Below are 22,605 nucleotides of genomic sequence, written 5' to 3' on the forward strand. Positions count from 1 at the left end.
GCCGCCCGGGGGAGGGTGACCCGCCGTGAACCCGCCTCGTTGACCGGGCGGGACGTGCGATAGCGTCGCCGACACCTCCCGAATGGCGGCCGAAAACACGGAATCCGAGACCCGTGCCGTCAGGATGGGGAACGTCCCGTCCGTCCCGATCCGCCGGGGGATCTCCGTCATGCAACCGCGCGCCTTCGCGATCCTCACCGCCCTGCTGCTCGGGGTGCTGGGCCTGGGGTCGGTGGCCGTCACCGACTGGACGCCCCAGCAGACCGCCGACCGCGCGGCCGTCGCCGCGGCCGTCCCGGGAACCGGGGCCGGGGGCACCACCGGCCCGGCCGGCGCCGCGCCCGCCGGCACCGGCCGGCCGGCCGCGTCGGCCACCGCGACGGGCGACCCGGCGGTGTGGACCCGCTCGACGCTGCGCAACAAGCTGATGGCCGAGATGGACGCCAGCGACCCCGGCGTCGCCCTGGCCGACCTCGACCGGATCACCAAGCAGCTGCCCTACACCGTCCGGTTCTGCCACCCGATCGCCCACGAGCTCGGGCACGCGGCGGTCAAGCGGTTCAACGCCGACTTCCAGAAGGTCATCTCCTTCCCGCACGAGACCTGCGCGGCCGGCTACCTCCACGGCGCGGTGGAGGAGATGCTCAACGCCTCCGCCCAGCCGGAGACCGACCTGGTCAAGCTCTGCGCGCCCAAGAACAGCGGCCCGTGCATCCACGGCGTCGGCCACGGCACCATGTTCGTCGCCAAGCAGGACGTCGCCAAGGCGCGCGAGCTGTGCAACAAGTTCACCACCGACCAGAACCGGATCCGCTGCTCCGAGGGCCTGTTCATGCAGCTCTTCGGCCCGGACGAGGAGGACGAGAAGGCCAAGGCCAACCTCCCCGCCGACAAGCTCGCCCAGGACCCGCTGTACCCGTGCAAGGACCAGCCGGCGCTGTTCCAGTCCGCCTGCTTCTTCTACGCGCCGACCTTCTACCTCTCCTCGCACGACTACCCGAACCACCCCGAGGTGTACGCCGAGGCACTGAAGTGGTGCCTCAACGGCAAGGCCTCCGGCGGGGCGGTCGACTGCAGCCGGGGCGTCGGCTCGCGCACCATGAAGTACAACCTTGACCGCGAGGACTGGGCCGCCCAGCAGTGCGCCACCGCCGCGGACGGCTGGCAGCGCAAGGCCTGCGCCGAGGGACTGGTCAGCTACTACACGGTCAACTACACGGACGCGGGCGCGGCCGGCCGGCTCTGCGCCAAGTTCTCCGACAAGGAGATGCAGGGCTACTGCCGCTCCGCCGGCGGGCTCTCGGCCTCCCTCGACTGAGGAGGTGCGGCGCGTACGGCACGGCGTCCGCGGGCGGCCGGCGCGGGAACTCCGACGGCCGCCCGCTCGCGGACGGATGCCGCACCGGCGGCGGGACGGCAGGGTCCGGCGGCCCCACCGCCGTGGCGGGGCCGCCGGACCGGGTGCGACCGTACGGCCGGGGCCGTACGGTCACGGCACTGCGATCAGAGCACTGCGGTCAGAGCCGGGTGGTCATCACCATCGGCTGCGGGAGTCGCTGCTTCTCGTAGTTGAAGGCGCCGGTGACGGTCACCTCACGGCCGCTGGTGGACACCTTCCAGGACCAGTACGCCGTGCCCGCGCCGGACTCCGGGAAGTCCAGCGAGGTCGCCCGCGAGCCCGTCACCCGCAGCGCGTACGCGTCCTCGCCGCCGCCCGAGACCCGGCCCACCGTCACGATGCCGCCCGGCGCGGACGCGGCGCCGCTCACCGCGCCCGCGCCCTCGGGAGCCTCGACCCGGCTCCAGGCGCGACCGTCCCAGTGCATGAGCAACGCGTGGCCGCGGTCCTTCTCGTCCAGCACCACGCGCCCGACCGCCCACACGTCACGCGGCCCCTTCACCACGACATCGTTGAACTCGCCGTACAGGCCGCCGAAGGCCGGCACCGGCACGACGCTCCAGCCGCGCCCGTCGTAGTGCAGGGCGACCGGCCGGTCGTCCTCGGCGTAGCCGTTGCCGACCGCCCAGACGTCGTCGGGGCCGGCCGCGGCGATCGCGCTGAGGCCCCAGCTCTGGTACGGCGCGGGCAGTTCGACCTGCCGCCAGGAGCGGCCGTTCCAGTGCTGGACGATGCCCACGTGGCTGTCGGCCCCCTGGCTCCAGCCCGCCGCCCAGGCATCGTTCGGCGTCAGCGCGGCGATTCCCAGCAGGCCGCCGCCGGCCGAGTCGGCGGGCATCGGAGCCTGCTCGATCTGCCAGGAGCGACCGTTCCAGTGCTGGGTCATGACCGGCCCACCGCCCCGGCCGGAGTCACCGACCAGCCAGCCGTCGCGGGCCGAGGTCGCCGCGACGGCGTTGACCCGCTCGGTCCCGCCGGGAGCGGTCGGCACTTCGGTCCACTTCCCGTCGCGGCGGTCGTCGCGGGCGTAGAGCACGGGGTCGAACCCGACGCTCCCGTCGCCGCCCGGGACGACCCGGAAGCCGGCTGCCCAGGTGGTGCGGGCCTCGGGACGGGTGGAGCCGGTCAGCACGGTGTCGCCACCGGGCAGTTTGGCCGCCGTCCAGCGCGCCGCCCCCGCGGCGGGCGATGGTTCCGGGGCGGCCGAGGCGGTGGCGGGCAGGACCCCGCACGCGAGGAGCGCGGCGAGCGCGCCTGTCAACGACAGTCGGATGCGTGTTCCGACAGCCATGTCGTACCTCCAGACCCGGGGCGCGGTGCCCCGATGCCCGGATGACGCCCGTCCCTCCGCCGGAGGTTGCCCGCCCGGTCCCGGGAATTCGGCGCATGCGAAGTTCTTCTGAGGACATGTCAGTTCCGTTGTCCCGCAGGCGCACCGGGCAACCGCCGCCCCGTTCGGGGCACCGTCGCGGTTCGCCCGGCGCCGGACGATCGGGCGATCGCCCGCGCCACCCGGGCCACCACCGGCGCATCACCGCTCGCGGTCGACCGATCACCCTGGCCTCCCGGGCGCCGGGCCGTCCCGGATACCGGGCCCGCGCCGCACGGCGCGGGCCCGTTTCCGTAGGATCGCGGCGTTCGGGTGCGCCGAGGACGCCGCGCCACCGGGCCCCGCACCACCAGGAGCCACCGCATGACCTCCGACGACTTCCGCGCCGCCGCGCACACCGCCGCCGACCTGGCCGCCGACCACCTCGCCGGGATCGCCGCCGGTCCGGTCTGGCGGCCGATGGACGACGCCGCCCGCCGCACCCTGCTGGACGCCCCGCTGCCCGCCGCCGGCCGTCCGCTGGACGAGCTGCTGGCCGCCGTCGGCCGCGACGTCCTGCCGTACCCGATGGGCAACGGCCACCCGCGCTTCTTCGGCTGGGTGAACTCGGCGCCCGCCCCGGCCGGCGTGCTCGCCACCCTGGCCGCCGCCGCGATGAACCCGAGCTCGGCCGGCGGCGACCACGCCGACGTCCACCTCGAACGGGCGGTGGTCCGCTGGATCGCCGAACTCGTCGGCTTCCCGCACCCGCCCGGCGGCGGGCTGCTCACCTCCGGCACCTCGATGGCGACCATCGTCTGCCTCGCCGCCGCCCGCAACCGCGCCGCGCGCGCCGCCGGGTGGGACGTCCGCGAGGACGGCCTGGCCGGGATGCCGCCGCTGGTCGGCTACGTCACCGGCGAGACCCACTCCTGCGTCCGCAAGGCCGCCGAGCTGCTGGGCCTCGGCAGCAAGCACCTGCGCGCCGTCGCCACCGGACCGGACGGCCTCCTCGACCCCGCCGAGCTGCGCACCGCGATCGCCCGCGACCGGGCCGCCGGACTGCTGCCGTTCCTGGTGGTGGCCTCGGCCGGCACGGTCGGCACCGGCACGGTCGACGCCTTCGACCCGATCGCCGACCTGTGCGCCGAGGAGCGGCTCTGGCTGCACGTGGACGGCGCCTACGGGGCGTTCGGCGTGCTGGACCCGGAGATCGCCCACCGCTACGCCGGGCTGGCCCGCGCCGACTCGCTCGCCCTCGACCCGCACAAGTGGCTCGGCGTCCCGGTCGACTGCGGCTGCGCGCTGGTCCGCGACCCCGCCGAGCTGCGCGCCGCCTTCAGCCTCGTCCCCTCCTACCTGCGCGACGAGGCGGCCGGCGAGCTCGGCTGGTTCTCCGAGTACGGGACCGAGCAGACCCGCCCGTTCCGCGCCCTGAAGGTGTGGGCGACCATCGCCCACCGGGGCCGCGACGGCCTGGCCGCCGACATCGCCCGGACCACCGCCCTGGCCCGCCGGCTCGGCGAACTCGTCACCGCGGACCCGGAGCTGGAACTCCTCGCCGAGGTCCAGACCTCGATCGTGGCGTTCCGGCTGCGCCCCGCCGGCCGGACCGACGAGGCCGCCCTCGACGCCGTCAACCGCGAGCTCCCCGCCGCCGTCCAACGCCGCGGCCGCGCCTTCCTCACCGGCGCCCGGCTCGACGGCCGGGAGATCCTCCGCGCCTGCCTGCTCAATCCCGCCACCACCGAGGAGGACCTCGCCGTCCTGCTCGCCGAGGTCAAGGCCGCCGGGCGCGAGCACTCCGGGTGACCGGCGACGGTGATCGAGTCACGGCACCATTAACCGCGGGGTCACGGAGGATTCGTGATCGTGAAACACGGAAGCGGCAGATTGATGGCATGGAGCACACGGAGCAGCTGACGTCCACGACCGATCCGACCACGACCCCCTCCCGTGCCCAGCGCCGCGGCCTCCGCAGCCACCGCTGGCGGCGCGACGCGGTGGAGCTCTCCGCCGTCTTCCTCTCGGTGACCGCCGCCGATCTGGTGGCCAAGCTCGTGGTGCACGGGCCGGACGGGCCGGTGGTGCTCGGCGCGTCCGCCGTCGCGCTGCTCGCCACCGCGCTGTTCCACACCTGGTGGGCACACCGCCACCAGTTGCACGGCCCCCCGGCGCCGGACGCGCCCGCGCCGCCGGGGGAGCCGGGGGCGCCCGAGGCCGAGCCGCTGCGGGGACCGCTGCACGACTTCGAGGGCAGCACGCTGTGGCGGGTCCGCACCACCGTGCAGGACTCCCCCGGCAGTCTGGCCCGGGTCTGCGCGGCCCTCGCCGGGCGGCAGGTGAACATCGTCTCGATGCAGTCCCACCCGCTGCCGACCGGCGCCGTGGACGAGTTCTTCGTCCGCGCGCCGCGCTCGCTCACCCGGGCCGACCTGACCGCGCTGGTGGCCGGGGCCGGCGGGCACGACATCTGGACCGGCCCGGCCGACGCGCACGACCTGGTGGACGTGCCCACCCACGTCCTGGCCCTCGCCACCCGGACGGCGCTGGACGCCGCGGAGCTGCCGATCGCCCTGCGCCGGCTCTTCGGGCAGTGCAGCATCCGGCAGTACCCGGGGGCGGCCGGGCGCGGCACCGCCGGGGTGGACGGCCATGTGATGCGGCTGCCCGCGCCCTCGGGCGAGCTGATCGAGCTCACCCGCCCGCAGCTGCCGTTCACCCCGACCGAGTTCGCCCGGGCGCAGGCCCTGGTCGAGCTGGACACCCTGCTCGGCCCCCGGGTGCCGGACGTCCGGGCCCGGCCGAGCGTGCCGGCCGGCGCCGAGCTGACCGTGCGCCGCGCGGACGCGGACGACAAGGCGGCCGCGCTGGCGATGCACCACCGCTGCTCGCCCGAGACCCTGCGCAAGCGCTACCACGGGCCGGTCCGGGACGCCGACCGCTACCTGGACCACCTGCTGGACGCCCGGCACGGGCAGGCCCTGGCGGTGGAGACGGCGGACGGGCGGATCGTCGCCCTCGGGCACCTGATGTGGGACGACGACAGCGCCGAGGTGGCGGTGCTGGTCGAGGACGCCTGGCAGCGGCGCGGGCTGGGCCTGGACCTCGTGCGGCGGATGTCCGCGCTGGCCCTGGAGGCCGGGGTGGAGACGGTGTACGCGGTCACCCGGTCGTCCAACACCGGGCTGATCGCGACCATGCGCCGGCTGGCGGCCCCGCTGGACTACGAGGTGGATGAGGGCACCCTGGTGATCACCGCCCATCTGGCGGAGGCCGCCGAGGAGCTCCCGGTGCCGTGGCAGACCCGTCCGGGGCGCTGAGAACGGCCCCTCGGGGCGTGCTGCCCGGGCCGCGCTCGGGGCCGGTCTCCGGGCCGCCCTCGGGCCGCCCGGCGTCGCGATCGAGCCGTACCGGTGAGCGGATCGGCGAGCGGATCGGCGAGCGAATCCGTGAGCTGATCGGACAGGTCCGGTAATCGTCCGGTCATTTCTTCACCACATCCTCACCAAGAACCTCACCGGCCCCGGGCCGGGCGGCCTCCGTGCCGCCCGGCCCGGGGCGCGCGGGGAACCGCCGCACCCCGCCCACGCGTCCCCGACGGCGAACGGCCCGTCCGTACACCGCCGATCCTGACCCCGCGTCAGGATCTCCCGGACCGCCGCTCCCGGGGCGTCGCAGCAGGCGGCACGGGGTCCGGGGCGTCGAGCCGGGCGGCGGAGTCGGTAGGCTGATCCCGTCCCCGCCGCCCGACGGCCCGTAGTCCGGCCCCCGGGCGGTGCCGCAGCAAGGAGGAACCACTGAGCATGGCAGGCACCGAATCGGAGCCCACAGGCGCACGCGACGCCTCGCTGCCGGCACGCGCGAAGATCGCGGTGACCGCCGGCAAGGTGGCGGCCGCCGTGTCCCGCAAGGCCGGCCGAGGCAGCGGCTCGGTGATCGGCGGCAAGGTCGCGCTCAGGCTCGACCCCGATCTGCTCGCCACCCTCGCCGACCACCTGGACGTGGTGCTGGTCAGCGCCACCAACGGCAAGACCACCACCACCCGCCTGATCGCCGAGGCGCTGCGCGCCGCCGGCCCGGTGGTCTCCAACGCCCTGGGCGCCAACATGCCGGCCGGCATCACCTCCGCCCTGGCCGGCGGCTCGGAGGCCCGCTTCGGCGTGATCGAGGTCGACGAGAAGTACCTGGCCGGCGTCGCCCGCGACACCCGCCCCAAGGCGATCGCCCTGCTCAACCTCTCCCGCGACCAGCTCGACCGCGCGGCCGAGACCCGGATGATGGCCGAGAAGTGGCGCGAGGGCCTCCAGGACACCGAGGCCGTGGTGATCGCCAACGCCGACGACCCGCTGGTGACCTGGGCCGCCTCCTCCTGCAAGAAGGTGGTCTGGGTAGCCGCCGGACAGGCGTGGAAGGAGGACGCCTGGTCCTGCCCCGCCTGCGGCGGTGTGATGCAGCGCCCCGGCGACGACTGGTTCTGCCAGGAGTGCGGCTTCCGGCGCCCCAACCCGCACTGGGCGCTCCAGGGCACCCACGTGATCGACCCGCAGCGCGGCGCCTGGCCGATCCAGCTCCAGCTGCCCGGCCGGGCCAACCTCGCCAACGCCACCAGCTCGGCCGCCGTCGCCGCCGTGTTCGGCGTCTCCCCGCAGGTCGCCCTGGAGCGGATGCGCGGCGTCACCGCGGTCGCCGGCCGCTACGACGTGGTGCAGTACCAGGGCCGTGACATAAGGCTGCTGCTGGCCAAGAACCCGGCCGGCTGGCTGGAGACCTTCTCGCTGATCGACGGCCCGCCCACCCCGGTGGTGCTCTCGGTCAACGCGCTCGACGCGGACGGCACCGACACCTCCTGGCTGTGGGACGTCGACTACGAGCGGCTGGCCGGGCACCCGGTCTTCGTGCTGGGCCAGCGCAAGCTGGACCTCGCGGTGCGCCTGGAGGTCGCCGGGCTGCAGTTCCACGTCGTGGACTCGCTGGAGCAGGCCGTCCGGATGGCACCGCCCGGCCGGATCGAGGCGATCGCCAACTACACCGCCTTCCAGCAGCTGCGGAAGGTCGTGGCCGGCTGATGCCGGAGCGGCACCCGCAGCACCCAGCAGCCCACCGCACGTACGTCATGGAAGGCCTTCGAGGATGAGTGAGAGCAGCCTGCGCGTGGTCTGGGTCTACCCCGACCTGCTCAGCACCTACGGCGACCGGGGCAACGCCCTGGTCGTGGAGCGCCGGGCCCGCCAGCGCCATCTCAACGTGACCCGGATCGACGTCCGCTCCGACCAGTCGGTGCCCACCAGCGGGGACATCTACCTGATCGGCGGCGGCGAGGACCGCCCGCAGCGGCTCGCCGCCGAGCGGCTGCGCAACGACACCGGTCTGGTGCGGGCGGCCGAGAACGGCGCGATCATCTTCGCGGTCTGCGCCGGCTACCAGATCCTCGGCCACGAGTTCGTCAACGACCTCGGCCAGCGCGAGCCGGGCCTCGGCCTGCTGGACGTGTGGACCACCCGCGGCGAGGGCGAGCGCTGCGTCGGCGACGTGCTGGCCGACGTGGACCCGGCGCTCGGCCTGCCGCAGCTGACCGGGTTCGAGAACCACCAGGGCGTGACCCACCTCGGCCAGGGCGTCAAGCCGCTGGCCCGGGTCACCGCCGGCCGGGGCAACGGCACCGGCGACGGCACCGAGGGCGCCTGGCGGGACACCGTCTTCGGCACCTACCTGCACGGCCCGGTGATGGCGCGCAACCCCGCCGTCGCCGACATGCTGCTCAAGCTGGCACTGGACGTGAGCGCCCTGCCGCCGGCCGACACCACCTGGTACGACGCGCTGCGCGCCGAGCGCATCGCGGCCACGACGCGCCCCGCGTAGTACTCCCCGGTCCGTCCGCCCGGTGCCCGCGATGCGGTCATGGGCTCCCCGGGTGGGCCGGGACGTACGACAATGGGGCTGCCCCGTCCCGGGGCTGCCGGCTGCACACCCTCCTCGGCAGCAGGCTGCATTTCCACGCGGGGGCGTCGACGACGCCGCTCCCGCGTCGGCTCCTGCCCGGCCGGACGCAGGCGCCGTATGCTCGACTCCACGGCCGGTTTCGGATGTTCTGTCCGGATCGGCCGGTCCTTCACCCGACGGTCACCTCCGCGCCCACCGGCGCGGGTACGGCCTGTCGTGGTGGCGGTCCGTCGTCCCAGCCTGTAGTCCGGCCGTTCCTCGGTTCTGCTCGGGAGTTGCAAAGCAATGCGTATTGGAGTGCTGACCAGCGGCGGTGACTGCCCCGGCCTGAACGCGGTGATCCGGTCCGTGGTCCACCGGGGGGTGGTCGACCACGGCGACGAGATCATCGGGTTCGAGGACGGCTGGCGCGGTTTCCTCGAAGGGCACCACCGGCCCCTGACCCTCGACTCGGTGAGCGGCATCCTGGCCCAGGGTGGCACCATCCTCGGGTCCTCCCGGGTCCAGCCCAGCCATCTGCGCGACGGCGTCGAGCGCGCCAAGAAGTACTGCGCGGACCTCGGCCTGGACGCGGTCATCCCGATCGGCGGCGAGGGCACCCTCAAGGCCGCCAAGCTGATGAGCGACGCGGGCCTGCCGATCGTCGGTGTGCCGAAGACCATCGACAACGACATCGCGTGCACCGACGTCACCTTCGGCTTCGACACCGCCGTGTCGGTCGCCACCGAGGCCCTGGACCGGCTGAAGACCACGGCCGAGTCGCACCAGCGCGTCATGGTGGTCGAGGTCATGGGCCGCCACACCGGCTGGATCGCGCTGAACGCGGGCATGGCGGCGGGCGCGCACGCGATCGTGGTGCCGGAGCGCCCGTTCCACATCGAGAAGCTCACCGCGGTCGTCCGGGAGCGCTTCGACCGGCAGAAGAAGTTCGCCATCGTGGTCTGCGCCGAGGGCGCCAAGCCCGAGCCCGGCACCATGCACTGGGAAGAGGGCACCAGGGACATCTACGGCCACGAGCGGTTCACCGGCATCGCCACCCAGCTCTCCGGCGAGCTGGAGCACCGGCTCGGCAAGGAGGCCCGTCCGGTCATCCTCGGCCACACCCAGCGCGGCGGCACCCCGACCGCCTACGACCGGGTCCTCGCCACCCGCTTCGGCTGGCACGCCGTGGAGGCCGTCCACAAGGGCGCCTTCGGGCACATCACCGCCCTGCAGGGCACCAACATCAGCCTGGTGCCGCTGGCCGAGGCGGTGGCCGAGCTGAAGACCGTGCCGGCCGACCGCTACCTGGAGGCGGAGACGGTCATCTGACCGCCCGCCCCCACGACGTCCGGTGCCCCGGCCCCCGAGAGCGCGAGTCTCGGGGGCCGGGGCCGTTCGCGGCGACTGCCCCGCCGGGAGCGGAACCGGACCGGCGGACCGGCCGGTCAGAAACCGGTGTCGTAGGTGTACTTGCCGCTGTGGTCGAGCAGATCGGCCGGGGTGACCGTGTTCCACGGCTTCATCCGGTCGTTGAGGTCGATCACGTCGGGCGTGCCGGCCGTCGGCAGATAGGTCTGGCCGGGGTTGCGCTTCTGCCACTCGGACCAGAGCTTGTCGACGAAACAGTGGTGCAGCCAGAACACCGGGTCGTTGGGCGACATGCCGGTGGCCATCTGACCGCCCACCCAGACGTGCACCCGGTTGTGCAGGTTGACCCCGCGCCACCCCTCCAGGTTGTTGCGGAAGCCGGAGGAGGAGCTGTTCCAGGGCGCGGCGTCGTAGGTGGTGATGGCGAGCACCGACTCGGTGTCGGTGCGGCTGGGCAGTTGGGCCACCCCGGTGCCGAGCTGGCGGCGCAGGTAGGTGCGGCTGTCGGTGTTGACGTTGAGCCGCCAGTTGCCGCCCGAGAAGGCGAACGGGCCGGTGGTCACCTGACCGTCGCTGCTGCGGCCGTTGCCGCCCATGAAGTCGGCGCCCCAGATGCCGGCGGTGGCCGTGCGGTCCGCGGTCCAGTCCCAGTACGGGAGGTTGACGCTCGGGTCGATCGCCTGCAGCGCCCGCTCGAACTCCAGCAGGTACTGGCGGTGCCAGGGCAGGAAGGAGGGCGAGCGGTGCCCGGTGCGCTCGCCGTTGTCGACGTCGCTGAGGATGAACTGGTTGTGCGTGGTGACGAACGGGTCGTAGCCGCCGTTGGCCTTGAGCGCCAGCACGGCGTTCACGAACGCGCGCTTCTCCTGGGACGTCAGGGTCGCCTGGTTCTTGCGGACTCCCATGTGAGTCCCCCCTCTTGTGGTGGTGGTCGGTCGCGGTGGGCGAGTGGCCGGAATCAGACGGTGACGACCGGGACGAGCGTCGCGCCCTGGAGGTCATTGACGGCGGCCCGGGCGAGCGCGCGCGGCGTCGCGAAGGTCTGGTAGTGGTTGACGACGCTGATCCAGGTGCCGTCGGCGTTGCGCATCATGTGCAGCTCGTCGCCGTCGATCCGCACCTCGTAGCCGGTGCCCCCGCCGATGCCGGTGCCGCCGCCGTGGTGGTGGCTCCCCCCGGCGGCCGGGCGGCCCTGGATCCGCCGGCCCTGGAAGACCTCGTCGAAGCTGTCGGACGCGCCCGGGTCGGCGGCGGTGGCGGCGCCGCCGCCCGGACCCGCGAGACCGATCACGACGGTGCCGGTGGCGACGGTCAGGGCGGCCGCGGCCCCCTGGAGCATCCGTCGGCGCGTCAGCTCCGTGGCCTGGGTGTCTTCGGACATGGTGATACCCCCTCAGGTGCCCGGGACTGTGGTTCGGGCACTGTTCACGAACGGTTGGTTAACCGTTAAACGAAGGTGATTCCTTGATCGAATCACCCGTTTCGATGGTCGCAATGCTTTTTGACCTACGGAACAGCCGATCGGCGGGGGTGCATAGGGTTGCGTATAAATTCGGTCATTTTCTGTCACCTGCCGAACACGCAGCGGTCGCACCCGGCGGGGCGCACCCGGCCGCCCCCACGGGTTGCGGCTAGCGTGACCGGAGGGCCGCAACGGACCGGACGAACCAGACGAACCCCCGGAGGGACCAGGCGATGGAGATCCTCGCGTACGGCGTGCAGGCCGACGAGCGACCGCTGCTGGAGAAGGCCTTCGCGGGCCGGCACGCGCTGCGCTGCCTGTCCGTCTTCCTCAACCGCGACACCGCCCCGCTCGCGGCCGGCCACCCGGTCGTCAGCAGCAGCGTCAACGCCGAACTCGACGCCGCCACCCTCGCCGTCCTCGCCGCCGGCGGCACGAAGCTGATCGCCCAGCGCTCCACCGGCTTCAACAACATCGACCTCGACGCCGCCGCCGACCTCGGCCTGACCGTCGCCCGGGTCTCCCACTACAGCCCGTACGCGGTCGCCGAACACGCCTGGACCCTGGCCCTGGCCGTCAACCGCCGCCTCACCCGGGCCGCCAACCGCTCCCGCGAGTTCGACTTCCGCCTCGACGGCCTGCTCGGCCGCGACATCCACGGCATGACCGTCGGCGTCATCGGCACCGGCAAGATCGGCGAGTGCTTCGCCCGCATCGCGGCCGGATTCGGCACCCACCTCCTCGGCTGGGACATCGCCGAGAACCCCGCCTGCCGCGACCTCGGCATGACCTACACCGAACTGCCCGAACTCCTCTCCCGCGCCGACCTCGTCAGCCTGCACGTCCCCCTGCTGCCGTCCACCCACCACCTGATCGACGCCGCCGCGCTCGCCCGGTTGAAGGACGACGCCATCCTCGTCAACTCCAGCCGCGGCGGCCTCGTCGACGCCGCCGCCCTGGTCGAGACCCTGCGCGCCGGCCGCCTCTCCGGCGTCGGCCTCGACGTCTACGAGGAGGAGACCGGCGTCTTCTTCACCGACCGCTCCATCGAGGGCATCACCGACGACACCCTCGCCCGCCTCGTCACCTTCCCCCAGGTCCTCGTCACCAGCCACCAGGCGTACTTCACCCGCACCGCCGTCGGCCAGATCATCGACACCACCGTCCAGAACGTCGACGACTTCGCCAACGGCCGCACCAACGGGAACACCCTCGTGCCCCGCGACGCCGGCTGACGCCCGGGGCTGGCACTCCTCACACCCGTCACGCCGTCACGCCGTCACGCCGTCACGCCGTCACGCCGTCACGCCGACCCGCCGACCCGCCGACCCGCCGACCCGCCGACCCGCCGACCCGCCGACCAAAGTGTTCGAGGACAACAAAGCCTTCCTATCTGTGAAAACGCTGTAAAGTTGGCACTTCCTGACCTCTTGTCAGAGACACCCTTCCTCCCTACCTTCGTGGATCAGGACCGCAGCCCAGCAGGCCGCCGGTCCGCAGCGGTCGCGACCCGCGCCCTCACCCACGCACAGGACTTGGAGGCGTCACATGCCCGTAGCCATGATCGAACTCCCGAAGGTCGACGAATTCCGCAACGCCGGCCCGCTGGTGGTCGACGACGAGGCCATCGTGTTCGAGGACGACGACCGCAGCGACCACGGCGCCACCGCCTGCCTGGCGGACCCCTGGGTGACCGCCACCACCCGCTTCGCCTGCGGGGACTAGGGGTGCTCTGGTCCATCGCCGGCCGCAGCGGGTGGTCGGACCACAGGTGGTCGTATCTCAACGACCCGCGAATGCCTGCGATGGACCACGGCTGGAAGCTCCACATCTCGGCCCGCCCCGACGGGCTCGAGGCCCTGACCGGTCTCGTGCTTCCGGTGCTGGAGCGGTTCGTCTGCCACGCGAAGTCCGCCCGGAGCCCGCAGGTCCTGCGCGAGATCAACTCCGGCACGGCGAGCGCGGGGGTGGTCGGCAAGGCGATCACGGTCTACCCGGCGACGGGTGTCGTACTCGAACTCGCCGAGGAGCTCGTCTCCGTCCTGGACGGCCTGGAGGGCCCGCAGGTCGTCAGCGACCGACGGGTCGACCCTCGGGCCCCGGTCTACTACCGTTACGGCCCCTTCACGGGCAGCTACCGCACCGGCCGCGGCGGACGGTTGGAGTCGGTCATGGTCGGGCCGGACGGCCGGGTCTTCGACGGACTCGCCACCGGCTCCTACCGGTGCCCCCCGTGGGCCGAGGACCCCTTCGCCGGCCGGCGGCGGAACGTGAGCGCGTCCGGGGCCGGCGGCGAGCCGTCGACGCCCGCGTCCGGCACGTCGACGCCCGCGACCGGCATGGGCGGTGGACGCTACCGGATCACCGGCGGCATCGCGCGCAAGCCCGGGGGCAATGTCTACCGGGCCCTCGACCGGGTCACCGGGGCTTCGGTGGTGGTCAAGCAGGCCAGGGCCTTCGTGGCCGAGGACGAATCGGGTGCCGACACCCGGGACCGACTGCGCCACGAACGCACCGTCCTCACCGCGCTCGACGGCGTCACCGGGGTACCGCGCGCACTGGACTACTTCGGCCACGAGGCCGACGAGTACCTGGTGCTGACCGACTGCGGCGACCGGAACCTGCGACGGGACGTCCGGGACCAGGGACCCTACGGGGACGCCGGACCCCCGCGCGGGCTGCGCGAACTGGCCCTCGGATTGCTGTCCGTCCTCGACGAGGTCCACGAACGGGGCGTGGTCGTCCGCGATCTGAAGCCCGACAACGTCGTACTCGACGCCACCGGCCGGTGCCGGTTGATCGACTTCGGGATCGGCGAACTGCACGGCGTCGGCCAGGACGGCGCAACTCCCGGGTACAGCGCGCCGGTTCGGCGTGCGGCCGGACCCGCCGAGACCGTCGACGACTACTACGCCCTGGGCGCGACCCTGCACTTCGCCGCCACCGGTCTCGACCCGGTGATCGTCGATGCGGACGCCGGGGTCAACCGGGAGCGCACCCTGGCGGGCCTGGCATGGGTCCTCCCGGACGACCGGCACCGGTGGATCCGGACGGTGATCGAGGAGTTGACGAGCCTCGCCCCCGCCGTGCGCGGGGCCGGCGCCGAACGGCTCCGCGCCTCGAGGACCGGGGCACCCGGGGCCCCCGCAGCACCGGCCACGCCCGCAGCGCTCGCGGCGCCCGCCGCACCCGCCGCACCCGCCGCACCCGCCGCACCCGCCGCCCGGGAGACGCGCAGGACGTCCGGGGGTCCGCAGCGCCTGCGGCCCGACGCCGGACTGCTCGCGGAGATCGTCGAGCACACGACGGCGTTCTGCGTCGACGAGGCACGCAGGATCGTGGATCCGGCGCTCGCCGCCCGTGCGGACGTCCCGACCCCGGTCGACGTCTACGCCGGCAGCTCGGGACTCGGACTGGAACTGCTGCGCCACGCGGACCGGCCCGAGGTGCGCGAAGCCGTGGACGCCCTGGCGCTGTGGACGGCGCAGCAGACCCGGAGCCGGTCCACGGGCTTCTACACGGGCCGCACCGGCGTCGAGCTGTTCCTCGCGGCGGCGGAAGCGGGCCCGGTCGGCAGCGCGCGGGCGCCGCGTGCCGACGAACCGGTCGACCACGCCACGCTGCCCGCCCGGGGCCCGGACGGCGGACCGCCGGAAGCGGACATGATCGAGGGTGTCGCCGGCATCGGCGTCGGCCGCCTGCTGCTCGCACGTCAGGCGCGCGAAGCGGGCGATCCCGGCCTGGCCGACCGGCACCTCGCCGTCGCCGCCGAGTGCGACCGGATGCTGGCCGACGACCGGGCCCGGCTGACGCCCCCGACCGTCGAACGGGCCGGTGACGCCGCACTGCGGGAGGGCCTGGCCCACGGCACGGCGGGTGTCGCGTACTTCCTGGCGGAGTACGCCGCGGCGACCGGGGATCCCGGGGCGACCGCCAGGGCCCGGCTGGCGTGCGCGCGTCTGGCGGCCGTCACCACGGACATCGTCGCGGCGGCGACCGCACCGGCCGCGACGCGACGCTACGGCTCCTGGTGCCGCGGGCTGGCGGGGATCGGGGCCGTGCTGGTCCGGGCCGCCGACCGGCTGGGCGAGCCGCAGCACCTCGTCCTCGCCGAGCGGGCCGCGCGCACCTGCGCCGTGCTGGCGCCGCGGATGCCGCTGGTCACGCAGTGCTGCGGGCTGTCGGGGGTCGGCGACCTGATGGTGGACGTGGCCCTGGCGACCGGCTCCGAGGAGTACTGGGAGGCGGCCGGGACCGTCGCGGCGATCGTCCTGACCCGCAGCGGCGGCCCCCGGTCCCGTCCGGTCTTCCCGGACGCGAACCTGGCCGCGGCGAGCGCGGGCTGGGCCGGCGGTTCCGCCGGTGTGCTCGCGTTCCTCCGCCGCCTGCACCGGCAGGGCGGCCCGCGGCTCGGCCTGATCGGCTGACATCCCGGGCCGCGAGGTGCCGGTCCGTGCGTGCCCGCGGCGGGAACACCCTCGGCCCGCGCGACGCCGGCCGACCGGGTCCTGTCCGTGGCGACAGTCCGGCGGCCGGCCTTCTTGGCGCCCGCGCCATGGTCCGCGGGCCGGCCGGGCGGCACGGTGGGAGGTGCCGCGCCCGGGACGGTCCCGGGCGGCCGGCGTCTGGAAGGACGGCGAACACCATGGACGTCAACTCCCGCGGGCAGTACGGGGACTACCAGAACGAGATCTACTTCGACGGTCTCTTCGGGGTGCAGCCGACGATGCCGATGACCTTCCCCGAGCTGGAGGCCCGCGCGCAGGCCGCGCTGCCGCCGTCGGTGCTCTCCTACGTCGCGGGTGGCGCCGGGGACGAGTCCACCCAGCGGGCGAACGTGTCGGCGTTCGAGCGCTGGGGCCTGGTGCCGCGGATGATGGTCGGCGCGACCGGGCGCGACCTGTCCGTGAACCTGTTCGGGCTCGAGCTCCCGTCGCCGCTGCTGATGGCCCCGGTCGGGGTGATCGGCCTCTGCGCGCAGGACGGTCACGGCGACCTGGCCACCGCGCGCGCCGCCGCGCGCAGCGGTGTTCCGATGATCGCCTCGACGCTGACCGTCGACCCGCTGGAGGAGGTGGCCGCGGAGTTCGGCGACACCCCCGGGTTCTTCCAGCTGTACACCCCGACCGACCGCGCCCTGGCGGAGAGCCTCGTGCACCGGGCGGAGGCCGCCGGTTTCCAGGGCATCGTGGTCACCCTGGACACCTGGCTGACCGGCTGGCGCCCGCGTGACCTCAGTACCAGCAACTTCCCCCAGCTGCGCGGCCACGCGCTGGCCAACTACACCTCCGACCCGGTGTTCCGGGCGCGTCTCGCCAAGTCGCCCGAGGAGGACCCCCGGGGCGCCGTCCGCGAGTGGATCAACGTCTTCGGCAACCCGCTCACCTGGGACGATCTTCCGTGGCTGCGGTCGATCACCGACCTCCCGATCGTCCTGAAGGGCATCTGCGCGCCGGAGGACGTCCGCCGGGCCAAGGACGGCGGCGTGGACGGCGTCTACTGCTCCAACCACGGCGGCCGGCAGGCCAACGGCGGGCTGCCGGCCCTGGAGGCCCTGCCCGGTGTGGTCGAGGCCGCCGACGGGATGCCGGTGCTGTTCGACTCCGGCGTGCGGACCGGCGCGGACGTGGTCAAGGCGCTCGCCCTCGGCGCCACGGCCGTCGCCGTCGGCCGGCCGTACGCCTACGGTCTCGCCGTCGGCGGCGTCGACGGCGTCGTGCACGTGCTGCGCTCGCTGCTCGCCGAGGCCGACCTGATCATGGCCGTGGACGGTTACCCGACGCTCGCCGACCTCCGGGCCGAGGGCGCGCTGCGCCGGCTCTGACCCGCGCCGTCCGGCCGGCTCACGGCCGGCTCACGCACAACCGGCGGAAGGCCCGGCCCCCCGAACCCGCACAGGGTTCGGGAGGCCGGGCCTTCCGCCGTGCGCCGCATCTGCGGCTCTCCGTCTCCCCGTCCCGGGACCTCAGCCGGTCACCCTGGCCAGCCAGGCCACCAGGTCGGCGGTGACCTCCCCGTGGTTGGTCTCGTGCAGCAGCTCGTGACGGGCACCGGGATAGCTGTGGTGGACCACGTCGGTGAATCCCACGTGCCGGTAGCGGCGGGCGACCAGGTCCGCGGGCACCAGACCGGCCACGAGCGGGTCGTCCTCCCCCGCGAAGACCGCGACCGGCAGGTCGGGGCGGACCCAGGAGGGGTCGGTGAGCCGGGGTGCGGCGGCGGTCAGCCCCGCCAGCCCGGCGGCGTCCAGGGCGAATCCGCACAGCGGGTCGGCGAGGTAGGCGTCGACGGCGTCCGGGTCGCGGCTGAGCCAGTCGGCCGGCGTGCGGGCGGGCCGGAACGGCTCGTTGAGGGCCGCGAGCATCTCTGGCCCGGTCCCGGTGAGGCTCCGGGCCAGGTGGTCCAGCGCGGTGGTGCCGAACAGTGCGAGGCCGGACAGCCGTGCGGCGTGGTCGAGGGTGTACTGCTGGGCCGCGAACGATCCCAGGCTGTGGCCGAGCAGCACGACGGGGAGTCCGGGGTGGCGGCGTTCGACGACGGCGGTGATCCGGGCGAGGTCGCCCACGAGCTCGTTCCAGCCGTCCGGCCCGAGCCGGCCGCGCCCCGCGTGCATGGTCAGGCCGTGGCCGCGGTGATCGCCCGCGTAGACGGCGCAGCCCGTCACGGTGAGGGCCTCGGCCAGGCGCGCGTAGCGGCCGCTGTGCTCACCCATGCCGTGGGCGATCTGGACGACGGCGCGGGGCGGGCCGTCGGGGGCCCAGGTCCGGACATGGAGGCGGATGCCGCCGGGGCTGGGGAGGGTGAACAAAGGGGGCTCCAGGTGTCGAGGGTGGTGGAGACGTACGGCCGCCCGGCCCGTGGCGGGAGCCTCGGGCCGGGCGGGGGTAGGAAGGTGCGGACGAGGAACCGCCGGGCTCAGCCGGTCGTGGCGGCGAATTCGACGATCAGCCGGGCGACCGCGTCGGGGCGGTCCAGGTGGACGGGGTGGCCGGCCCCGGGGACGACCGCGGCGCGGGCCAGCGGACTGAGGGCCGCGGTGGCACCGGCGTGCTCGCTCGACCAGAACTGGCTGTCGGCACCGGCGGCGATCAGGGCGGGCACGGTGAGGCCGGCCACGACGTCCCGCCAGTCCTGGCAGGCGTGGTCGAACAGCAGCGGGTAGGTGTCGTCGGTGATGAGCCGGCTCATGCCACGCCCCCCGGCCCGTCTGATCCCCGCGTCGACGGCCACCGGGTCGGGCCACGCGCGGCCGCGGCCGGTCGCGACGGCGTCAGGCCGCAGGAAGAAGGTGCCCAGGTTCTCGGTGGTCAGCCCGTGGAAGCCGTACGGCCAGTCGGGGCCGTTGACCATCCGCGGGGTCTGGTCGAGCGTGACGATCCCGGCGAGCCGCTCGCCACCGAACAGGCTGACGTACGACCAGACGGTGCTCGCGCCCATCGACGCGCCGACCGCGGTGACGTCGTCGAGGTCCAGCCCGGTGAGGAACTCGTGCAGGTCCGTGCCGTGCCGGGCGATGCGCTGCCCGCCCGCCGGCCGGTCGGACTGCCCGTGCCAGCGCCGGTCCAGGGAGATCACCCGGTGTCCGGCCGCGCGCAGGGCGGCCCACTGCATCGCCCAGCTGTCGGCGGGCGCCCCGTAGCCGGCGATCAGCACGACCGGTCGGCCGGTGCCCTCGTCGTAGTAGTGCAGGGCGGTGTTGTCGCTCGTGACGAACCTGGGCACGGCGGCCTCCGGGAGGGTGTCGGGGCGGGGATGTCGGAAGAGGAGTACGAAGGGGGGTCAGTGGGCGGCGGGCCTCCGCCGCCAGGGGTGACCGACGGCGACGGCGACCCCGCAGGCGAGGAGGGTGTCGACCAGCCGGGCGGTGATCACCCGGCCGTCCGAGGGCGGACCGGGGACGGCGAGCACCAGGACGACGACGCTCGCCAGCGCTGTGTGCAGGGCGTAGGAGCGGTCGGTGGCCCCGGGGAGGACCGCGCCCACCAGGACGGCGAGCAGGACCAGCGTCCAGCCGGACAGCGTGCGGGCCGCCAGCGCGGCGCCCAGGACTCCCAGGACCGTGCCGGCCACCCGGTCGCCGACCCGGCGCAGCACCGAGGCGTCGGCCGGACGGAAGGCCAGGGCCGCGGTGAGCGGCAGCCAGAAGGCGTGCTCGGGCCGGAGCAGCTCGGCGAGGACCGCGGCGGTCCCGACGCACAGCGGCAGCCGCAGGACGGCGTCCCGGCGGGCCGGACCGGACCGGACCGCCCGTGCCGGGCGGTCCGTGGTGCCGGCGGCGGGGCGGCCGCGCAGGCGGGCGAGGACGAGAAGCAGACCCATCGGCGCGCAGCCGAGTCCGTAGAGGGCGACGGTCCGGACGGACGTCGGACCGGCGCCCATGCCCATGCCGATGGCGGTCAGCACCATCAGCTTGAGGCCGAACAGCTGGTCGGCGGGCCGGGCGAAGCCGACGACCGCGGCGGCAAGGGCGGCCAGCACCATGCACAGGGCCTGGCCCCAGCCCGGCGTGGGCGCGGTACGGCCGAGGAGCAGACCGGCGGACCCGCCGACCAGGATCGCGGCGAACCGGACCGCGCGCTCGCGCACCGGACCGCTGTGGTCGCCGTTGACGCTGCACACCGCGCCGGCCACGGCCACCGGCACCCCGGCGGCACCCGCCAGCGCGTGCGCGCCGAGCAGGGCCGCGGTGATCGCGACCGCACTGCGCACCGTCCGGTCCCACGGGATCCGTCGCCCGGGCGGGGCGGCGGCGGGACGGTCGGGGCGAGGCATGGCGGACGGCTCCTGGGCTGGACGGGGCTCGGGCGGGACGGATCCGGGCGGAACGGGATCCGGCTCCCGGTCTCCACGGTGCCCCGCGGCCGGCTCGGCGGCCATGGTGCGCGGCACAGCGTCGACGGGGCCAGAATTGTCCGTGTGAACAAAGGAACCGGGTCGACCGTGGCCGAGGAGCGCAGGCGCGTCCTGGCGGATGTGTCCCCCGACGACATCGCGACCGCGGCGGCGGCCACCGTGGTCCGCGAGATCCCGGCCTACCACGGGCACGACACCGGCCGGGTGCGCGGCGACCTGCTCGCCGTCCTGGCACCGGTCCTGGCGATGCTGCGCGAGGGACGCGACGCCACCGCCGGGGAGCGGGCGGCGTTCGCCGCCTTCGGGGCGCTGCGTGCCGAGCAGGGCATCGGTCTGGAACCCCTCCTGGAGGCCTTCCGGCTGACCACCCGCCGCGCCTTCGACGCCCTCTACCTGCAGATCCGCCGCGTCGACGCCCAGCAGGCCGGGCTGGAACTCGCCCGCGACTTCTGGGACTGCTGCGACCGGTTGTCCGCCGCCGTGGTCCAGGGACACCGGGAACGCGACCTGGCGGAGGCGACCGCCGCGCAGGAGCACCGCACCCTGCTGCTGCGCCAGTTGCTCACCGGGGACCTGCCCACCGACTACCTGGCCACCGCCGCCGCCGCGCTCGGCCTCGATCTGCGCAGCGAGTACCACGTGTGCCACGCCCGGCCCGGTGCGGGCCGGACGATCGCGGTCGTGGAGCGGGAGCTGCGCCCGTACACGGTCGCCCTGCTGGCCGAACCCGGGACCGACCGGGTGGTCGGCCTGACCGCCCGCCCACTGCCGGACCGGGTCGCCGTACCGTCCGGCCTGGGGGCGGCCCGGCCGCTGGCGAGGCTGCGCGAGTCGCTGGCCGAGGCCGAGCGGTGCGACGAACTGGCCGTGGCGTTCGGCCTGGACCGCCCGGTGCGGACCGGGGAACTACCGCTCCACCTGGCGGTGCTGACCCTTCCGGCGGTCGGCGGGCAGCTGGTCGAGCGGTGCTTCGGGCACACCTCCGGCGACCGCCGGGCCACCCTGGTGCGTACCGTGGACGCCTACCTGGCCGCCGACGCCAACGCGGAGCAGGCCGCGGCCGCGCTGTTCGTCCACCCCAACACCCTGCGCTACCGGCTGCGCGCGCTGACCGCCGCCACCGGCCTGGACCCGGCCCGCACCGAGGACGCGCTGTCCCTGTGGTGGGCGGTTCGGCACCTGGAGGCGGTGAACGGGCGGACCGGCGGGGAGCACTGAGGCGGCGCCCCGCCGGAAGGCCGGGGCCGGAGCACCGGGGCGACCGGACGACCGTGCCCGGTACGCCGGGCGGGTGAGGCCCGTCCGCGCCTGCCCGGTGCGCCCGGCGCCCGCCGCGACGATGGACCGGTCCATGCCCCGAACCCGGTCAGGAGCCCCCCGTGCCCAGGATCACCACCAACGACGGCGTCTCGCTCCACTACTACGACGAGGGCGACGGACAGCCGGTCCTGCTCGTGCCCGGGTACGGCGCGCCCGCCGACGACTGGGCGCTGCAGTGGGCCCCGCTGCGCGCCGCCGGGTACCGGGTGATCTCGCTGGACCGCCGCTGGCAGGGGCAGTCCGACCGGCCGTCCTGGGGGCAGCGGATGTCCCGGCACGGCAAGGACCTGGACGACCTGGTCACCGCCCTCGACCTGCGCGGGGTGGTCGCGATCGGCCAGTCCATGGGGGCGAGCACCATCTGGGCGTACGTCAGCCTGTTCGGCACCGGCCGGCTCGCCGGGGTCGCCACCGTCGACCAGTCCCCGAGGATGGTCAACTCCCCGGACTGGCCCTACGGCTTCTACGGCCTCACGGAGGAGAACCTCGGCACCTTCTTCGGCTCGCCGGCGGCCTTCGCCACCGGCCACGGCCGGGACTGGCCCGACCCGGCCGGGCTGGACGCCGCGATCAGGGCGGCCGGCGGGCGCGGTGCCGAGAGCCTGATCACGCCCGACACCTATCCGCTGCTGCTGGACCACTCGCGCCAGGACTGGCGCGACGTCGTCGCCCGGGCCGAGGTCCCGGTGCTGATCACCGCGGGCGCGGAGAGCCAGTTCTGGCCGGCGGCGCACGCGGAGGCCACCGCGGCGCTCAACCCGCGGGCCGGGTGGACCGTCTTCGAGGGCGCCGGGCACACCGCCCACGTCGACCAGCCGGAGGCCGTGGCCGAACGGCTGGTGGCCTTCGCCGGTTCGACGCGCGCGGACGGCTGACCCCGGACGGCTGACCCCGGACGGAGGCCCCGGGTAAGGCCCGCCTAGGCTGTACGACGAAGCAAAACGGGCGAACCGGACCCACCCAGGGGCC

General features: G+C 74.5%; 18 protein-coding genes. 12 read left to right on the top strand and 6 right to left on the bottom strand.

Features of this window, described 5'->3' with window-relative positions:
* The first annotated feature begins 169 nt into the window (after nt 1–169).
* Nucleotides 170–1,318 carry a hypothetical protein gene (locus ACIPYS_RS16450; protein ID WP_400746763.1) on the top strand — a complete coding sequence of 383 codons (1,149 nt, stop codon included), beginning with the start codon at nt 170–172 and terminating at the stop codon, nt 1,316–1,318.
* 199 nt (nt 1,319–1,517) lie between these two features.
* Here the strand turns inward: ACIPYS_RS16450 and ACIPYS_RS16455 are convergent, their stop codons facing one another.
* The gene (locus ACIPYS_RS16455; protein ID WP_400746766.1) at nt 1,518–2,690 is read right to left on the bottom strand and encodes a WD40/YVTN/BNR-like repeat-containing protein; all 1,173 of its coding nucleotides are present in this window, start codon (nt 2,688–2,690) and stop codon (nt 1,518–1,520) included.
* 402 nt (nt 2,691–3,092) lie between these two features.
* On the opposite strand from ACIPYS_RS16455, the gene ACIPYS_RS16460 reads away from it, so the two are divergent.
* From ACIPYS_RS16460 to ACIPYS_RS16480, 5 genes are all read left to right on the top strand, one after another.
* Nucleotides 3,093–4,520 (top strand): pyridoxal phosphate-dependent decarboxylase family protein, encoded by a 1,428-nt coding sequence (locus ACIPYS_RS16460; protein WP_400746768.1) that lies wholly within the window; start codon nt 3,093–3,095, stop codon nt 4,518–4,520.
* Between the two features lie 89 nt (nt 4,521–4,609).
* The gene (locus tag ACIPYS_RS16465; protein ID WP_400746771.1) at nt 4,610–6,031 is read left to right on the top strand and encodes a GNAT family N-acetyltransferase; all 1,422 of its coding nucleotides are present in this window, start codon (nt 4,610–4,612) and stop codon (nt 6,029–6,031) included.
* 483 nt (nt 6,032–6,514) lie between these two features.
* Nucleotides 6,515–7,777, top strand: coding sequence for a MurT ligase domain-containing protein (locus tag ACIPYS_RS16470; protein ID WP_093859229.1), 1,263 nt, complete (start codon nt 6,515–6,517; stop codon nt 7,775–7,777).
* A 64-nt stretch (nt 7,778–7,841) separates the two neighbouring features.
* Entirely contained in the window at nt 7,842–8,570 is a 729-nt protein-coding gene (locus ACIPYS_RS16475) for a type 1 glutamine amidotransferase (protein ID WP_093859230.1), read from the top strand.
* Nucleotides 8,571–8,936: 366 nt separating this feature from the next.
* Nucleotides 8,937–9,962: a 6-phosphofructokinase gene (locus ACIPYS_RS16480; protein WP_093859231.1), complete on the top strand. Its 1,026-nt coding sequence runs from the start codon at nt 8,937–8,939 to the stop codon at nt 9,960–9,962.
* A 116-nt stretch (nt 9,963–10,078) separates the two neighbouring features.
* Here the strand turns inward: ACIPYS_RS16480 and ACIPYS_RS16485 are convergent, their stop codons facing one another.
* Together ACIPYS_RS16485 and ACIPYS_RS16490 are read right to left on the bottom strand one after the other, a co-directional pair.
* Nucleotides 10,079–10,906 carry a tyrosinase family protein gene (locus ACIPYS_RS16485; RefSeq protein WP_093859232.1) on the bottom strand — a complete coding sequence of 276 codons (828 nt, stop codon included), beginning with the start codon at nt 10,904–10,906 and terminating at the stop codon, nt 10,079–10,081.
* A gap of 53 nt (nt 10,907–10,959) precedes the next feature.
* Entirely contained in the window at nt 10,960–11,382 is a 423-nt protein-coding gene (locus tag ACIPYS_RS16490) for a tyrosinase cofactor (protein WP_400746776.1), read from the bottom strand.
* A gap of 314 nt (nt 11,383–11,696) precedes the next feature.
* On the opposite strand from ACIPYS_RS16490, the gene ACIPYS_RS16495 reads away from it, so the two are divergent.
* From ACIPYS_RS16495 to ACIPYS_RS16510, 4 genes are all read left to right on the top strand, one after another.
* On the top strand, nt 11,697–12,698 hold the full coding sequence (locus ACIPYS_RS16495) for a 2-hydroxyacid dehydrogenase (RefSeq protein ID WP_400746779.1): 1,002 nt from the start codon (nt 11,697–11,699) through the stop codon (nt 12,696–12,698).
* Between the two features lie 313 nt (nt 12,699–13,011).
* On the top strand, nt 13,012–13,188 hold the full coding sequence (locus ACIPYS_RS16500; protein WP_173862011.1) for an SflA family class IV lanthipeptide: 177 nt from the start codon (nt 13,012–13,014) through the stop codon (nt 13,186–13,188).
* Between the two features lie 2 nt (nt 13,189–13,190).
* Nucleotides 13,191–15,890: a class IV lanthionine synthetase LanL gene (gene lanL / locus ACIPYS_RS16505; protein WP_400746782.1), complete on the top strand. Its 2,700-nt coding sequence runs from the start codon at nt 13,191–13,193 to the stop codon at nt 15,888–15,890.
* 218 nt (nt 15,891–16,108) lie between these two features.
* Complete coding sequence (locus ACIPYS_RS16510; protein ID WP_400746784.1) at nt 16,109–17,287, top strand: alpha-hydroxy-acid oxidizing protein; 1,179 nt, start codon at nt 16,109–16,111, stop codon at nt 17,285–17,287.
* Nucleotides 17,288–17,428: 141 nt separating this feature from the next.
* On the opposite strand, the gene ACIPYS_RS16515 is transcribed toward ACIPYS_RS16510, so the two are convergent.
* The 3 genes from ACIPYS_RS16515 to ACIPYS_RS16525 form a co-directional block, all read right to left on the bottom strand.
* Nucleotides 17,429–18,271: an alpha/beta fold hydrolase gene (locus ACIPYS_RS16515; protein ID WP_400746785.1), complete on the bottom strand. Its 843-nt coding sequence runs from the start codon at nt 18,269–18,271 to the stop codon at nt 17,429–17,431.
* A 107-nt stretch (nt 18,272–18,378) separates the two neighbouring features.
* A complete protein-coding gene (locus ACIPYS_RS16520; protein ID WP_400746787.1) occupies nt 18,379–19,185 on the bottom strand; it encodes an alpha/beta fold hydrolase in 807 nt (268 codons plus the stop codon).
* A 57-nt stretch (nt 19,186–19,242) separates the two neighbouring features.
* Nucleotides 19,243–20,235 (bottom strand): FUSC family protein, encoded by a 993-nt coding sequence (locus ACIPYS_RS16525; protein ID WP_107452490.1) that lies wholly within the window; start codon nt 20,233–20,235, stop codon nt 19,243–19,245.
* Nucleotides 20,236–20,379: 144 nt separating this feature from the next.
* Between ACIPYS_RS16525 and ACIPYS_RS16530 the strand changes: the two genes are divergently transcribed.
* A complete protein-coding gene (locus ACIPYS_RS16530) occupies nt 20,380–21,534 on the top strand; it encodes a helix-turn-helix domain-containing protein (RefSeq protein WP_400746789.1) in 1,155 nt (384 codons plus the stop codon).
* Nucleotides 21,535–21,695: 161 nt separating this feature from the next.
* Nucleotides 21,696–22,511, top strand: a complete 816-nt coding sequence (locus ACIPYS_RS16535; protein WP_400746791.1) for an alpha/beta fold hydrolase — start codon at nt 21,696–21,698, stop codon at nt 22,509–22,511.
* The last annotated feature ends 94 nt before the right edge of the window (nt 22,512–22,605 follow it).

The organism is Kitasatospora sp. NPDC089913 (assembly GCF_044748625.1).
GTDB lineage: Bacteria > Actinomycetota > Actinomycetes > Streptomycetales > Streptomycetaceae > Kitasatospora.